This is a genomic window from Paenibacillus litoralis, assembly GCF_046244365.1.
Classification (GTDB): domain Bacteria; phylum Bacillota; class Bacilli; order Paenibacillales; family NBRC-103111; genus Paenibacillus_V.
The window spans coordinates 4,893,675-4,907,065 of the sequence record NZ_CP176395.1 but is presented as its reverse complement, the minus strand read 5'-3'; the positions used below and the strand labels follow the sequence as shown (position 1 = coordinate 4,907,065).

At 48.0% G+C, this 13,391-nt stretch carries 14 protein-coding genes and 2 pseudogenes; 12 read left to right on the top strand and 4 right to left on the bottom strand.

The genetic code is table 11. The features are described 5' to 3' along the window. Window positions 1–21 precede the first annotated feature (21 nt). The 4 genes from ACKGJP_RS20480 to ACKGJP_RS20465 all read left to right on the top strand — a co-directional run bounded on the left by ACKGJP_RS20480 (window position 22) and on the right by ACKGJP_RS20465 (window position 3,212). Window positions 22–837 carry a MetQ/NlpA family ABC transporter substrate-binding protein gene (locus ACKGJP_RS20480; RefSeq protein WP_409340660.1) on the top strand — a complete coding sequence of 272 codons (816 nt, stop codon included), beginning with the start codon at window positions 22–24 and terminating at the stop codon, window positions 835–837. Window positions 838–926: 89 nt separating this feature from the next. Further along, window positions 927–1,952 carry a methionine ABC transporter ATP-binding protein gene (locus ACKGJP_RS20475; RefSeq protein ID WP_409347211.1) on the top strand — a complete coding sequence of 342 codons (1,026 nt, stop codon included), beginning with the start codon at window positions 927–929 and terminating at the stop codon, window positions 1,950–1,952. After that, on the top strand, window positions 1,945–2,613 hold the full coding sequence (locus ACKGJP_RS20470) for a methionine ABC transporter permease (protein ID WP_409340659.1): 669 nt from the start codon (window positions 1,945–1,947) through the stop codon (window positions 2,611–2,613). Before ACKGJP_RS20475 ends, ACKGJP_RS20470 begins: the two co-directional genes overlap by 8 nt. A gap of 155 nt (window positions 2,614–2,768) precedes the next feature. Further along, on the top strand, window positions 2,769–3,212 hold the full coding sequence (locus ACKGJP_RS20465) for a DUF1801 domain-containing protein (RefSeq protein ID WP_409340658.1): 444 nt from the start codon (window positions 2,769–2,771) through the stop codon (window positions 3,210–3,212). Window positions 3,213–3,465: 253 nt separating this feature from the next. On the opposite strand, the gene ACKGJP_RS20460 is transcribed toward ACKGJP_RS20465, so the two are convergent. Further along, window positions 3,466–4,635, bottom strand: coding sequence for a DUF2515 domain-containing protein (locus ACKGJP_RS20460; RefSeq protein WP_409347210.1), 1,170 nt, complete (start codon window positions 4,633–4,635; stop codon window positions 3,466–3,468). Between the two features lie 169 nt (window positions 4,636–4,804). Here ACKGJP_RS20460 and ACKGJP_RS20455 point away from each other — a divergent pair. The 3 genes and pseudogenes from ACKGJP_RS20455 to ltrA all read left to right on the top strand — a co-directional run. Continuing rightward, window positions 4,805–4,945, top strand: a pseudogene (locus tag ACKGJP_RS20455) (elongation factor G-binding protein); the annotation flags it as partial. Window positions 4,946–5,162: 217 nt separating this feature from the next. Then, window positions 5,163–7,148: a PAS domain-containing protein gene (locus tag ACKGJP_RS20450; RefSeq protein WP_409340657.1), complete on the top strand. Its 1,986-nt coding sequence runs from the start codon at window positions 5,163–5,165 to the stop codon at window positions 7,146–7,148. Window positions 7,149–7,656: 508 nt separating this feature from the next. After that, window positions 7,657–9,048 (top strand): group II intron reverse transcriptase/maturase, encoded by a 1,392-nt coding sequence (gene ltrA / locus ACKGJP_RS20445; RefSeq protein ID WP_409340656.1) that lies wholly within the window; start codon window positions 7,657–7,659, stop codon window positions 9,046–9,048. Between the two features lie 184 nt (window positions 9,049–9,232). Here ltrA and ACKGJP_RS20440 read toward each other — a convergent pair whose 3' ends face one another. Together ACKGJP_RS20440 and ACKGJP_RS20435 are read right to left on the bottom strand one after the other, a co-directional pair. Continuing rightward, window positions 9,233–10,180 carry an SDR family NAD(P)-dependent oxidoreductase gene (locus tag ACKGJP_RS20440; RefSeq protein ID WP_409340655.1) on the bottom strand — a complete coding sequence of 316 codons (948 nt, stop codon included), beginning with the start codon at window positions 10,178–10,180 and terminating at the stop codon, window positions 9,233–9,235. A gap of 21 nt (window positions 10,181–10,201) precedes the next feature. Then, complete coding sequence (locus ACKGJP_RS20435) at window positions 10,202–10,789, bottom strand: TetR/AcrR family transcriptional regulator (protein ID WP_409340654.1); 588 nt, start codon at window positions 10,787–10,789, stop codon at window positions 10,202–10,204. A 240-nt stretch (window positions 10,790–11,029) separates the two neighbouring features. Between ACKGJP_RS20435 and ACKGJP_RS20430 the strand changes: the two genes are divergently transcribed. From ACKGJP_RS20430 to ACKGJP_RS20420, 3 genes are all read left to right on the top strand, one after another. Then, window positions 11,030–11,452: a DUF4275 family protein gene (locus ACKGJP_RS20430; RefSeq protein ID WP_409347209.1), complete on the top strand. Its 423-nt coding sequence runs from the start codon at window positions 11,030–11,032 to the stop codon at window positions 11,450–11,452. A gap of 133 nt (window positions 11,453–11,585) precedes the next feature. Continuing rightward, window positions 11,586–12,032 carry a pentapeptide repeat-containing protein gene (locus tag ACKGJP_RS20425; protein ID WP_409340653.1) on the top strand — a complete coding sequence of 149 codons (447 nt, stop codon included), beginning with the start codon at window positions 11,586–11,588 and terminating at the stop codon, window positions 12,030–12,032. 115 nt (window positions 12,033–12,147) lie between these two features. Beyond that, complete coding sequence (locus ACKGJP_RS20420; protein ID WP_409340652.1) at window positions 12,148–12,492, top strand: hypothetical protein; 345 nt, start codon at window positions 12,148–12,150, stop codon at window positions 12,490–12,492. A 27-nt stretch (window positions 12,493–12,519) separates the two neighbouring features. Here ACKGJP_RS20420 and ACKGJP_RS20415 read toward each other — a convergent pair whose 3' ends face one another. Further along, window positions 12,520–12,948: a VOC family protein gene (locus ACKGJP_RS20415; protein ID WP_409340651.1), complete on the bottom strand. Its 429-nt coding sequence runs from the start codon at window positions 12,946–12,948 to the stop codon at window positions 12,520–12,522. On the opposite strand from ACKGJP_RS20415, the pseudogene ACKGJP_RS20410 reads away from it, so the two are divergent. Together ACKGJP_RS20410 and ACKGJP_RS20405 are read left to right on the top strand one after the other, a co-directional pair. Next, window positions 12,947–13,003 (top strand): annotated as a pseudogene (locus ACKGJP_RS20410) (Lrp/AsnC family transcriptional regulator); the annotation flags it as partial. The gene ACKGJP_RS20415 and the pseudogene ACKGJP_RS20410 overlap by 2 nt on opposite strands. Window positions 13,004–13,036: 33 nt before the next feature. After that, entirely contained in the window at window positions 13,037–13,345 is a 309-nt protein-coding gene (locus ACKGJP_RS20405; protein ID WP_409347208.1) for an Lrp/AsnC family transcriptional regulator, read from the top strand. Window positions 13,346–13,391 lie beyond the last annotated feature (46 nt).

Below are 13,391 nucleotides of genomic sequence, written 5' to 3'. Positions count from 1 at the left end.
GCATAAGGGGAGAGAAGCGGAATGAAAAGAATCATAGGTGTTATCCTAGTAGCGGTACTGATGTTGGCCATAGCCGCATGCGGAAGCAAGGGCGGTACGCCCGGCAAACTGATTGTCGGCGCCGCGAATGTGCCCCATGCCGAAATTTTGGAGAAAGCCAAGCCTTTATTGAAAGAAAAGGGCATTACCCTCGTCATCAAGCCCTTCCAAGACATCGTGCTGCCGAACAAAGCATTGGCGGAGAAAGAAATCGACGCGAATTACTTTCAGCATATTCCTTTCTTGGACAAGGCGGTAAAGGATAACGGGTTTGAGCTGGTCAGCGCCGGCGCCGTGCATATAGAACCGTTCGGCATTTATTCACGCAACTATAAAAAGACGGAGGATGTGAAAGAAGGGGCGACCTTTCTGAAAAGCAACAATCCGTCGGAATTCGGACGCATCTTGATGCTTCTGGAGTCGAAGGGTTTGATCAAACTGAAGGACGGCGTCGATAAGATCACGGCAACGGATAAAGATATTGCGGAAAATCCGAAAAAAATCAAGTTTTTACCCGAAATCGATCCGGGCTTGCTCCCGCAAGCCTATAAGAATAACGAAGCCGATCTCATTGCGATCAACACGAATTACGCACTCGATGCCGGTCTGGATCCGCAAAAGGATTCGCTTATTCTGGAAAGCGGTAATTCGCCGTATGCCAACATTATCGCAGTCCGCAAGGGCGATGAAACGCGCAAGGAAATCGTCGCGCTTATGGACGTGCTGAAATCCGAAGCGATCGCAAACTTCATTAACGAAAAATACAAAGGAGCGGTTATGCCTGTAACCGGTAAATAGCGTAAGGTATTTTGAAGCGGTAAGCCGACGCCTTTCTGTCACAGCTGCAGAAGGGTGTTTTCGGATTTTAGAGAAACGGGGTGGGAACGATCATTACGTTAACAGGCGTCACAAAAGTGTACAAGTCAAGCAAAGCCGAAGTAACGGCATTAAACGATGTGAATCTGCATGTCGAAGAAGGGGAGATCTTCGGCATGATCGGATACAGCGGCGCCGGAAAAAGTACGCTGATCCGCTTGCTGAACGGGCTCGAAACGCCGTCCACAGGAACGGTCGAGGTAGCCGGAAACCGTATCGATCGGCTGACAGGAAACAAGCTGCGCAATGCCCGTCAAGGAATCGGGATGATATTCCAGCATTTTAATTTATTGTGGTCGCGTACCGTTAAGGAAAATATCTCCTTTCCGCTTGAGGTTGCAGGCGTAAGTCCGGCCGATCGCTTCGAACGGATCCGTGAGCTTATGAAACTGGTTGGTTTAGAAGGAAAAGAGCATGCATATCCTTCCCAGCTAAGCGGCGGACAAAAACAGCGCGTCGGCATTGCCAGAGCTTTAGCGGCCAATCCGAAGGTGCTGCTTTGCGATGAGGCCACATCGGCGCTGGATCCGCAAACGACGGATTCCATTCTGGACTTGCTGGTGGACATTAACCGAAAATGGGGAATAACGATTGTCCTTATTACGCATGAGATGCATGTAATACGCAAGATTTGTCACCGGGTAGCCGTTATGGATAGCGGAAGCATTGTGGAACAAGGCGATGTCCTGCAAGTGTTTAAAAGGCCGCAGCAAGCCGTCACGAAGCAATTTGTGAAACAGGTCGCCGAAACGGAAGAAACCTTCGGCATGATCGAGCATATTTCCGACAGGTATCCGAACGGCAAGGTGCTGAGGCTCGCATTCTATGGCGAAGCGGCCGAACAACCGGTCATTACCCATGTCATTCGTCATGCTTCCGTTACGATCAATATTTTGCAGGGGAAGCTGTCGCAAACGCAAAAAGGCGCCTATGGCACGCTTTTCGTTTATATCGAAGGGGATAAGAATGAAGTCGAAAAAGCGATATCCTATATTCGAGATCGGCAAGTGGATGTGGAGGTGATCACGCATGATTGAATCTTATTTTACCAATGTGAATGCCGAAAGGTTGTTGACCGCTGCCTATGAAACGATGGTTTTGACCCTTGTTTCGCTTGCCGCAACCTTTGTGCTTGGCTTGCTGTTGGGAACGGCATTGTTTTTGACGGAAAAAGGCAATGTGTGGGAAAATAAAGGGGTGAATATGGCGTTGTCCGCCTTCGTCAATGTGTTTCGTTCGATCCCTTTTATTATTCTCGTGATCTTACTGATCCCGTTCACCAAGGTAATCGTAGGCAGCATTTTGGGGGTAAAGGCCGCTTTACCGGCGCTTATTATCGGCGCTGCGCCTTTTTATGCCCGGCTGGTGCAGATTGCTATGCGGGAGGTTGATAAAGGCGTCATCGAAGCGGCAAAAGCCATGGGAGCCAGAACCCGTACCATTATTCTCAAGGTGCTCATTCCGGAATCGCTTCCCGCTCTCCTATCGGGTATTACCGTTACAGCCGTCTTATTGGTCGGTTTTTCGGCAATGGCAGGAGTGATCGGAGCAGGCGGACTTGGGACGTTAGCCTATATGGAAGGATTTCAACGAAGTCATAACGACGTTACGGTTGCCGCTACCGGACTCATCCTGGTTTTCGTATTCATTCTGCAATTTATCGGCGATTACTTTGCTTCCAAAGCGGACAAACGATAAATCGCCCGATGCTTGATCGGAAGCCGATCCGCTGCGAAATCACGTTCGCGTTCGTGTTGCAAATTTGTCCGCTATACCGGCAGGTAGTTCCGAGATCTTAGCGAACCATTAATGGGAACGAAGGAACGCAGCGGGAAGGAGCAGGTCAATTTTTCATGACAACGAATAAGCAGGAGCCCGTAAAAACCGGCAAGAAATCGGCGAAGCTGCCCGGACATCAGCAAGTTTTACAATTTCTTGACAATCTCGAACATCCTCTCAAGAAGGAAATTATGGAGGTTCGAAGCATCATTTTAAGCGCAAATGAACACATTACGGAACATATCAAATGGAATGCGCCGAGTTTCTGTTTCCATGACGAAGATCGAGTGACCTTTCAATTGCAAGGGAAAGGGTTTTTTCGATTGGTTTTTCATTGCGGAGCCCAAGTAAAAGAGCGTGCCGGGAAGGGGCCGCTTTTTGAGGATCAAACCGGTCTTTTGAATTGGGCTGCCGGCGACAGAGCCATCATTACATTAACCGACATGAACGATGTGGACGCCAAGAGGGAGAAGCTTGCAGCCGTCGTTGCCAAGTGGGTCGAAATGACGAGCTCGTAGCAGGATACTGTGCGATGGAGGTGCTTCAAGTCAAGATGCATGCGCACAATCAGTGGGAATAGCGAGTTCAAGATATCGGGCAAGTCGTTTCACATAAGCGGAAATCAATGCCAGCTCACATTTACTCGGCGTATGGATGATAAGATGAGTTATGATGGCGAGGAAGTCATGCTTGCTTGCGAAGTCCGGCTGGAGGAGTCTGTATTCCTAAGTTCGGCTTAAATCCGAGAGAGTGGAGAAAGAACGGTATATATCACCGCCGAAAGAGGGATGTTTTCGCCAGAACCGCAAGCTCCAGTTTCTCCAACGTATCGCAATAGGCATGGAAGATTTGGCCGTTCGTTTGTTCTTCCTGACCGAGGAAATAACGAACGACTTTCCAATCCTTAAACCAGTCCTCTTCCTCCGTCTTCTCATGTTCAACATCGCTCCAGGCATGTCGTAAAACGGGACTATAGAATCTTGCTGCGCCTGCTCTTAAACGGCAATGCTCCAGACGACGCTCATAGGGAACGCTTGGTGAGGATTCGTTAACGTCGTTAAAAAGATGCGGCCAGTAGTCTTTGCGCGATCCCGTATGGGGATGCTTCGACGCCCAGTCCGATATGCTGCGCAGCTTATCCGGATCGTGAAAAATAATCGAGTACAACCGTTTGCCCAGCATAATGCGATCGTGCAGGGAAGCGAAATGATGAAGCGTTTGTCCGATGATATCGGTTTTCTGCAAGGAAGGATGTTCTCTGCGCTTGTAAAAAGGAAAAAGAATCTGATTCAAGCTTAACAGATCCTGCAATTGGAATTCGATCGTATGCGTCACGTTTTTTTGGTAATAAGGGTTGCGGATTACTCTTTGTTCGAGATAGCTTTGTTCGTTAATGATAAGAGCGACAGCCAACAGATAGCGGTCTCCCATCTTCCAAAAATGATTCCACATCGTCTCCATGAACGTGGATACATGGAAAAACGGCAGGAGGTAAAACAGGTTCTCCCGACGGTTTAAGCTTTCCTCATATATTAAAAACTGGGGATAGACATCCTGAAAGATCAGCCAGTTGCCGCGTTCCAGAAACGCAAAAAACGGTTTACGCCCCCCTTCCGGCAATAACCGGGAGAGGAACTCCCCCTTCAAATCCGTCATATTCCAGCCACCGTTTCTTGACACCATATGCCCGAGCAAGGCCCAATGAATTTCGGGATACCGCGAATAGAAGTCATAGTAAGCCATCGTCCGGGTTACATTATTCCTATTCCATTGCCGCGTGCTCTCTTTGATCCGATGAATAAGGCTACGGTCCTTCAAGGCCAAGTTCGAATCATTCGCCGTACTTTGATTTATTTTTCCACTTTTTTCCTGAAGTTCTTTTTTGATGGACAAAATGTGGGGGAGCCGGCTTTGCTTGAACCTGCTTATCCGCTTTATCATGTTATTCATTATCAATGAAGCTCTACTCCCTTAAGAACGCTTTATTCGAGCCGACGAGTATAAGATTATCCTATTACGCGCTCTAAGGGTTGGTGCCGAAGTTCCTAACGGTTGGCCGTCTCGTCTGCCGATTGAACCGTCAAGCGAGGTTGCGATTACCAAATAGATGCCGGCTAACGCTTCGCCTGACTACTATAAGGCGATCGGCAACTACTTGTGCGTGGACAGCGAAGTGTGCAACAAGAACATAACGGATGTTTCCGTACTGGAAAAATTTAATCATGACGTTATGGGGGAGCGAAAGCAATAATAGCAATCACTCGAGGCTGCCGGAGCATTCCGGCGGTTTCTTTTTTTGTTAAGCAGGTTAATTAGTAGGAGAGAATGAGATATAATATAAGCATATAATGGTAATTTTGCCGCTGCACGCTGCTATTCTTGTATAACGTTCCCAGCGCTTGCGGTCGCGATGCGAAGCGGAACGGATAACGGAAGCATTCATTCCATAGCGGGATAGGAGAAGAAAGATGTTCACGGATCTTAAAGATGTCAGGTATGCATTAGCCGCATTGGAAGCCTCTTCGATCGTTTCCATTACGGATCATAAAGGAATCATTACTTATGCCAATGATCTTTTCTGTGAAATATCCAAGTTTGCGAGGGACGAAATCATCGGATTGCCCCATACGACGGTAAATTCCGGTTTTCATCCTCAGGCGCTTTTTACAGAGCTATGGGAAACGATCGGTCAAGGGCAAGTATGGAAAGGCGAGCTGAAAAATCGGGCCAAAGACGGCAGCGAGTATTGGATAAACCTGACTATAGTGCCGTTCGTGAACGAGCAAGGAGTCGTCTATCAGCATGTCGCGATTGGGTCGGATATTACTAAGCGCAAGTATAATGAAAGTAAGCTGATTCAGACGATGGAAAGTTTGCGCGATATTGAAAATGCACTGGATGCTTCCTCGATTGTGGCTATAACGGACAATAATGGCATTATTACTTATGTAAATGAAAAGTTCTGCGAAATTTCGAAATACGATCGGGAAGAGCTCATCGGAAAGACGCACCGGGTTATCAACTCGGGCTTTCACCCGAAAACTTTTTTCAAAGGCATGTGGGATACGATCAAACAAGGCAATGTCTGGAAAGGCGAGGTCAAAAATCGGGCCAAGGACGGCAGCGAATACTGGATGAACACGACCATTGTGCCCTTTCTTAATGACGACGGAACGCCCCATCAATTTATATCGATCCGAACGGATATTACCGATCGAGTCAAGGCGGAAGCCGATCTTGCCGAACGTACGAAGCAGCTTGCCAAAGCGCATGATGAAGCGATCAAAGCCAATCTGATCAAGAGCCAGTTTCTGGCCAACATGAGCCACGAGCTGCGAACGCCGCTTAATGCGATCATCGGCTACAGCGAAATGCTGCAGGAGGAAGCGGAGGAGCTCGGCCAGCCGGTTTTCGTCGAGGACTTAGCGAAGATCAGCAAAGCCGGCAACCATCTTCTCGCGCTGATCAACGATATTCTTGACATTTCCAAGATCGAATCCGGTAAGATGGAGCTTCATTTGGAGACATGCAGCTTGCCCGATCTGATTCAGGACGTGATGACGACGATACGGCCGCTGGTTGAGGGGAAAGGAAACAGGATTCTCACGATCTGCAAGGAAGAAGGAGAAATAAAGGCCGATGTCATGAAGCTGCGGCAAATTCTGATTAACCTGTTGAGCAACGCGAATAAGTTTACGGAGGCCGGTTCGATCACGTTCGAGGTTTGCAAGGAATCCAGAGACGGCAGGCCCGGTTACGGCTTCCGCGTCCAAGATACCGGAATAGGCATGACGCCGGAGCAGCTTGGCAAGCTGTTTCAACCCTTTACGCAGGCGGACGCTTCCACGACGCGGAAATATGGGGGGACGGGCCTGGGACTCGCGATCAGCCAGCGCTTTAGCCAACTCATGGGCGGAGATATCCGAGTGATGAGCGAGTTTGGCGCGGGTACGACCTTTATTTGCTGGTTGCCCGCTGCATCTGACGAACCGAAAGGATCGCCACCTCCCGAGATGGATGCAACGGCGAATCCCGCTGAAGAGGTCGGTCAGGTCAGTATCCTGCTTATTGACGACGAAGCCTATAATCAGGAATTGATGGAACGGTATCTCGCGAAAACCGGCTGGACCCTCGCATTCGCGGATAATGGTCCGGAGGGACTGCGGCTGGCCAAAAAAATGCGCCCTAAAGTGATTTGCTTGGATATTCTCATGCCGAGCATGGACGGGTGGAATGTGCTTACCGCGCTCAAAAACGAGCCGGAGCTCGCGGATATTCCGGTTGTGGTATGGTCCATGACGAGCGACAGACAGCTCGGTTATTCGCTCGGCGCGGCTGAGTTTCTTATGAAGCCGGTGCAGAGGGACCAGCTCATTGCGGTTATGGACAAGTATGTAGCGAATCGAGCGGCGCATACGGTCCTTGAGAGCCAGAGCGCTACCCCGGCGGGCTGAGCTGCCTTCAGCCCATGCGAAAGCGGAACGGATCGGTTTCGATTCGTTCCGATGGAACAGAAAAGCTTGCCCGGACGACGACCGGAGCAAGCTTTTTGATTGTACGCCCAGCATGGGCGTCATCTCTACGGTGAAAGTCCGGAATGGGGGCTGGCAAGCGCCTACCATTAGCCAAGAGCAAGGGTGTCCGTCGCGAGGCGGAATCTGAAGGAAGCTTACGGCAAACGCACGGCTTGAGGTACACGAATCCAATTTGAGGCGGCCGCAGTCGGATGAGTCTCCACTACAAGACAAAATCCAAAGCTGCCAAGGGCTGCAGCCGTAAACTTGGGCGAGCGCGGGCGGAAAGATGACGTTCTTATCTGGGGAGGCCTGCGGAACACGCGAAGTGATTTCGTAACCAGAGCCGAAAGGCTCTGCTGAATCCGCAGGAGTCAGCAGAGGCCATAGTACGCTAGTTGTTGCAACAGCTTGCGGAAGGGCCGAACCGAAAGGAGAGAGGAAACCGATGCGTTCGAACGATGAGCAAAGACAGCAGAAAATCTCACAAGAGAGCTCGCGGCAAAGAGAAGCGGTGAAGCCGTCAGGGTATGCCGGAGCGCCGAGTTCTTCGACGGCACAAGTCGCCCCTTCCTCTCGCGAAGACCAAAACGACCTGCTAGAGCGAATGCTCGAAGGAGACAACCTTCGACTGGCTTACAAACGAGTGGTGCAAAACGGAGGAGCTCCCGGCGTGGACTGTGTAACGGTAGCAGAGCTACAAGCTTACCTGAAAACACACTGGAACGCGGCGAAAGCCGACCTCCTCGCGGGAACGTACAGACCCGCGCCAGTCAAACGGGTGGAAATCCCCAAACCCGGAGGCGGCGTACGGCTGCTCGGCATCCCGACCGTGATGGACCGCTTCCTCCAGCAGGCGCTTCTACAAGTCATGAACCCGATCTTCGACGCAGATTTCTCTTGGTACAGTTATGGGTTTCGCCAAGGGAAACGGGCGCACGACGCCGTAAGACAAGCACAAATCTACGTGCAAAGCGGCCTCAGATGGGTCGTAGACATGGATCTGGCTAAATTCTTTGACCGAGTCAATCATGACATGCTTATGGCAAGAGTAGCACGAAAAGTGAAGGACAAGCGTATCTTGAGACTGATTCGTGCTTATCTAAGTGCCGGAGTCATGTCGGATGGGGCACTAGAGAAAACGGAAGAAGGAACGCCGCAAGGCGGTCCATTGAGTCCGCTTTTGGCGAACATTCTACTGGATGATCTGGACAAAGAACTAACCAAACGAGGCTTGCGGTTCGTCCGCTATGCGGACGACTGCAACATCTTCGTGGCCAGTAAACGTGCAGGTGAGCGTGTGATGGAATCGGTGACTCGCTTCGTAGAAGGAAAGCTGAAACTGAAGGTGAATCGAGAGAAAAGTGCGGTAGACAGGCCCTGGAACCGCAAGTTTCTGGGCTTTAGCTTCCTGAGAGACAAGAAAGCGACGATTCGTCTAGCTCCACAAACGCTCTCCCGATTCAAAGAGAAAGTCCGAGAGCTAACGAACCGAACGCGGTCCATGTCGATGGAAAGCCGCATTACACAGCTAAACTGTTACCTCATCGGCTGGATTGGTTATTTTCGTTTGGCCGCAGCCAAGAACCATTGCGAGAAGTTCGACCAGTGGATACGTCGAAGGCTGCGCATGTGCCTATGGAAGCAGTGGAAACGGGTGCGCACTCGAATTCGCGAGCTTCGAGCACTCGGCGTACCGGAGTGGGCTTGCTTTGTCATGGCCAATTCAAGGCGAGGCGTATGGGAAATGTCTCGAAACACAAATAATGCCCTTCCAACTTCCTATTGGGAAGCGAAAGGGCTGAAAAGTCTGCTTTCACGTTATTTGGAGCTTCGTTAACCTTTTGGAACCGCCGTATGCGGACCCGCATGTACGGTGGTGTGAGAAGACGGGGGTTAGTTGCCCCCTCTTACTCGATTATTTCGCCGCCTGCAATGCTTGATTCAAGGTGTTCGAAGCCGGTCGAGGACGTGGTAATGTGGTGAAACAGGCGGTGTACGGCAGGATAGCCGTCTGTTTCGCTTTAGATCAAGTAGCCTTCTGTAAGCGTCATGCTCAGGTTCCAAATGTTCTCTACATTTTGAGAGTCCGTCGCATAGTTAGGGAAGCTTCCCGATCCGAAAATGTTCTTCAGCTGTGCGATCCCCTTTTCGTTCACGGATGGCTGAACAAGCTCTCTCTTATGATTGATAAGCCGGCCGGAAACATGCTTATACTCATCGGAGGTGCAAATGTGAAAATAAGTATCGGCCATGCCTGACGGTAAAGGGTTCGTCAAATTTTGAGCCCAAGCAAGCACTTTCCAAACGGATCGCATTTTGCGAATGGTCTCTTTTGACAATTTGACGCGGTTGATTTGGAGTGCATTGATTTTGATTCCCCGGTTTTTGAATTCCTCAGCCATTTTGAAGGTTAGCATCAATAGCGCCATTTTCGAGTCCCCGTACATCTTATAAACGCTATAAGGACGCGTGTCGCGGAATTCGCCGCGCAGGTTGTCGAAGTCGATTTTTCTTTTGGGGTCGAAAAAATGTTTGATGTTCGTCGTACAGGCATGAAGGATTCTCGGGTCTGACGACTTTTGGAGATGATCGATCAATAAGCGCGTCATCAAAAAAGGACCGAATGTATTGGTGGCAAACGTCAATTCGATATGCTCAGCGCTGAGTTTATATTGTTTCTCACCATGCTTTAAGTAAGCGGCGTTATGGATCAAAATGTCCAATCGCGGGTATTTGGCTTTGAAAGCGGAGCAAAACGTACGAATGGAATCGAACGAAGAAACGTCAAGCTCCATCAGATCCACGTTCCGATTGTTCGAGGCGTCAATGATTTCCATTTGCACGCTTTTACTGATCTCCAAATTGCGGCAAGCCATGATGACTCGATATCCTTCGGACGCAAATTTCAAAGCCGCCGCTTTCCCTATTCCCGAATTTGCTCCCGTAATGATCACGATTTGGCCTTTCATGCCGAACCTCCCGTTCGCACCCTATATTTGATCTGCCAGATGGCCCGCTTTACGCATTCGAGCTGCGCCGACGATATCCATGGCCGTGCTGTTCAACATAGCGATCATCGTTTCCTCGTCATAATCGTTCGGCAGCAACGCATTGGCCACCATGACGGAAAGACCGGTTTGAAAGATTTTCATTTTTAATAAGATGGTCGTCAGTTCCGCATCCGTAAAGTCTTCGAGAAGAGGGTCTTGTTTCATCAGGCCGACGAGCATGCCCATATCATGATTTTGTTCGTCCATATAGTCATTTTTCTTCATGACCAGGTCTCGAAACAATACGCTATACTCCTTAGCGAACCGCAAACTGGCGACTCCGATGTCATAAAACGGGTTCCCTGTATCCTGTTCCATCAACAGTTGTTTGCTAATCGCGAAGGTTTTTTTGACGACCTCTTGCATCAATTCGTCCGCCTCTTTGAAATTCACGTAGATCGGGGCGATGGAGCTCCCCAGCTTATCGGCTACCTTTCGGATCGTTATGCGATCCATGCCTTCGGTTCTTGCGATTTCAAATGCCGCATCGATGATCTGGTCTTTCGTAAACTTCGACTTTGGTGCCATATAGCGCTCCTTTTTATATTGAATAACAGATGATACATATCATATGATCTATAAAGAAATTACCATCATTTAACTGAAAGTGCAACCTGTTTTCATGAAAAACTTAACCTTTTCAATCGGAATTTCCGAATGCCGGTGGAGTAAATCGGAGACATTTTCAGGAAGCGGCTGTCTATATAAGTAGGGAAGTTGCGGCTAATACATTTCCTTTGAATGATAGGAGGAAGAAGATTGTCAATTATGGATTTACTTAGCGGTAAAAAAGTGCAAATACAACCATTGCCGAATTGGGGGGTCGACTTGCGCAAGCAATGGGAAAATAACTTCGCAAATCATCTGACGGAGGAAGAGAAAACATCTATCTTTCTACATGATGACAACGGACACAACGGATATTTATGGCACTTGTTTAGTTATAAGAAAAGAGGCTGCTTGAAGGGCGAAGACGCCGACAGGGAATTTAATCAAACGGAAAAGAATGCCTGTTATGTATTCTATCAGCGTACAGACGATGCCCTTTTGATTGAACATGTAAGAACGGTAACGGCTGATGACTTCTTACAGGAGAAAGATATTTATATTGTCGACACAGCTTTTCATTGGACCTATGTAATAACTCACGAGACAGGATGGTGCGGTCCTTACTTTAGTTACAGAGGCTAATAAATCCATGCTTTACAGACGAACATATGTGCGGTATTATTTAATGTGTATAAAATTACCATATATGGTTGACTGTTGCGAGTTCTTTTATCATTTCAAATTGGATTAACGAGTGAAATTGGAGGCGAAGACCATGAATGAAAAGGAAGTATGGATCGAAATAGTGGATAAGAGGGAACCCAAACAAAAGCTTGTCGTTAAAAACTCGGATATTTCCCATTCCGTTTTTACTGATTGCCGTGCCGAACATGTCGCCTTTCATGACATTTCATTACCCCACGTGAAAGTTACCTATGCGGACCTAAGTCATTGCTTATTTAACGACATGAATATGAGAGACGGTAAAATCAGCGACGCCAATTTGAGCCGGCTTACGATAGAAGGGGCCAATATTAGCGGGCTAACGATTCGGAACGCCGGTGCGGACAATCAACCTGCCGCTTTCGAGAACGTCGAGATCCCGAACAGTACGTTTACCGGCTGCGACTTGACCCATGTAAACCTAATTGACTGCAAGATCGAAGGGCTGAGAATTAACGGGGTATTAATCGAAGAATTATTGAACATGCGTTCGAAGTAAATCTTACAAAAGCTGCCGGCATGGGGTCGGCGGTTTTTGTGTATGATGAGGGTATTGCAGCGAACCAGATGGAGAAAACTTTTGGTGTAGCCAAATCTCTTTGAAGGGGAAATATATGAGTAAAATCTATGTCCATAAAAACGTTAAGATGGCTGCCGCAGCCATCTTAACGGTGATTTTATTCTATGGTACATTTTATGCCTATACAGGATACAAGATAGGCGTTTTTGAATACAAGGTTAAGGATTATTTAGTAAACCTTAAAAAATACAAAGAGGATGAAATATTATCTATTCAAGGTGTTCGATCCAAGGGCGGGGATTTGGGGATCACTATTTTTGTTGAATTTAAGGACGAACCGGGTGTGAAATATTCCTACAAAAGTCTCAGCGGAAATATCGTACAGACAGCTGGAAATTTACGTGAAGGTGAGAGTAGAAGGCATCAGGAACAAAAATAGCGTGCAGCTTGGTTAAGCGGACTAGTTTTAGTCCTTGCCGGACACATCAAAATCAACATCCTCAAGAAATTCGATCACTTCGCCGTTAGGGCTGTGGATCACAGCGTTTCTTACGACAAGCGACGGTTCGCCTAGCGAAAGCTGACCGGGTTCTATAAAAGCTTTTGCTTCATGAGCAAGAGCTTTTTCATACATATCATCTACATGTTGGACATAAAACGCTAAATGCAATAACGCTCCATGAGCGATTTCTTCTTCAGTCGAGGCTTTTTTTCCTTGAGCGGGGATAACCGCTTCGTTATCAAATATTTCAATACAAGTTCTTCGATCAAGTGAAACAAGCATGCAAGCCTCCTTAATCCGAAAGGAAGGGAGACTCCAATGGTGGCCTATTTTAAATCCTAAGACCTGAGCATAAAATGCAAGGGTTGCTTGATAATCTTTTAAAAAGATCATGCAATTGCTTCAGCATAATGCGCGAATGCCTATATCTCAAATCAGTAAAGAAATCTCGATGTCTCAGCCGTCCGTGAAAGAGAGGATCATGAAACTCGAAGATAAAAAGATCATTTCCGAGTATCGTACGTCTTTTCGCATGCGAGAGTTGAATAGAGGCACGACCACTTTTATTCTGATAAAGACGGTACACTGCCAAGAGTTAGTCGATTTTTGTACAGAGGTAAGGGAAGTAACCGATTTATTCCGCATTAGCGGGGAATATAACTATCTCATGAAAGTACAGACGGCATCGGTAGAAGAGCTAGCAGAATTTCAAGATTCGCTTGCACGGATCGGTCCTTCCAAGTCTCATATTTGTTTGAAAAATATTTTGGAGAACAGGGTCATCCTGTAAACCGGTCCAAAGCGAACCTTACGCGTTTTAAATTGCTCCTCTTGCA

Bases quoted from the DNA above. Each gene is read 5' to 3' on its own strand.
- ACKGJP_RS20480 (WP_409340660.1), top strand. From the start codon at position 22: ATGAAAAGAATCATAGGTGTTATCCTAGTAGCGGTACTGATGTTGGCC.
- ACKGJP_RS20470 (WP_409340659.1), top strand. From the start codon at position 1,945: ATGATTGAATCTTATTTTACCAATGTGAATGCCGAAAGGTTGTTGACC.
- ACKGJP_RS20465 (WP_409340658.1), top strand. From the start codon at position 2,769: ATGACAACGAATAAGCAGGAGCCCGTAAAAACCGGCAAGAAATCGGCG.
- ACKGJP_RS20460 (WP_409347210.1), bottom strand. From the start codon at position 4,635: ATGATAAAGCGGATAAGCAGGTTCAAGCAAAGCCGGCTCCCCCACATT.
- ACKGJP_RS20450 (WP_409340657.1), top strand. From the start codon at position 5,163: ATGTTCACGGATCTTAAAGATGTCAGGTATGCATTAGCCGCATTGGAA.
- ltrA (WP_409340656.1), top strand. From the start codon at position 7,657: ATGCGTTCGAACGATGAGCAAAGACAGCAGAAAATCTCACAAGAGAGC.
- ACKGJP_RS20440 (WP_409340655.1), bottom strand. From the start codon at position 10,180: ATGAAAGGCCAAATCGTGATCATTACGGGAGCAAATTCGGGAATAGGG.
- ACKGJP_RS20435 (WP_409340654.1), bottom strand. From the start codon at position 10,789: ATGGCACCAAAGTCGAAGTTTACGAAAGACCAGATCATCGATGCGGCA.
- ACKGJP_RS20430 (WP_409347209.1), top strand. From the start codon at position 11,030: ATGGATTTACTTAGCGGTAAAAAAGTGCAAATACAACCATTGCCGAAT.
- ACKGJP_RS20425 (WP_409340653.1), top strand. From the start codon at position 11,586: ATGAATGAAAAGGAAGTATGGATCGAAATAGTGGATAAGAGGGAACCC.
- ACKGJP_RS20420 (WP_409340652.1), top strand. From the start codon at position 12,148: ATGAGTAAAATCTATGTCCATAAAAACGTTAAGATGGCTGCCGCAGCC.
- ACKGJP_RS20415 (WP_409340651.1), bottom strand. From the start codon at position 12,948: ATGATCTTTTTAAAAGATTATCAAGCAACCCTTGCATTTTATGCTCAG.
- ACKGJP_RS20405 (WP_409347208.1), top strand. From the start codon at position 13,037: ATGAAACTCGAAGATAAAAAGATCATTTCCGAGTATCGTACGTCTTTT.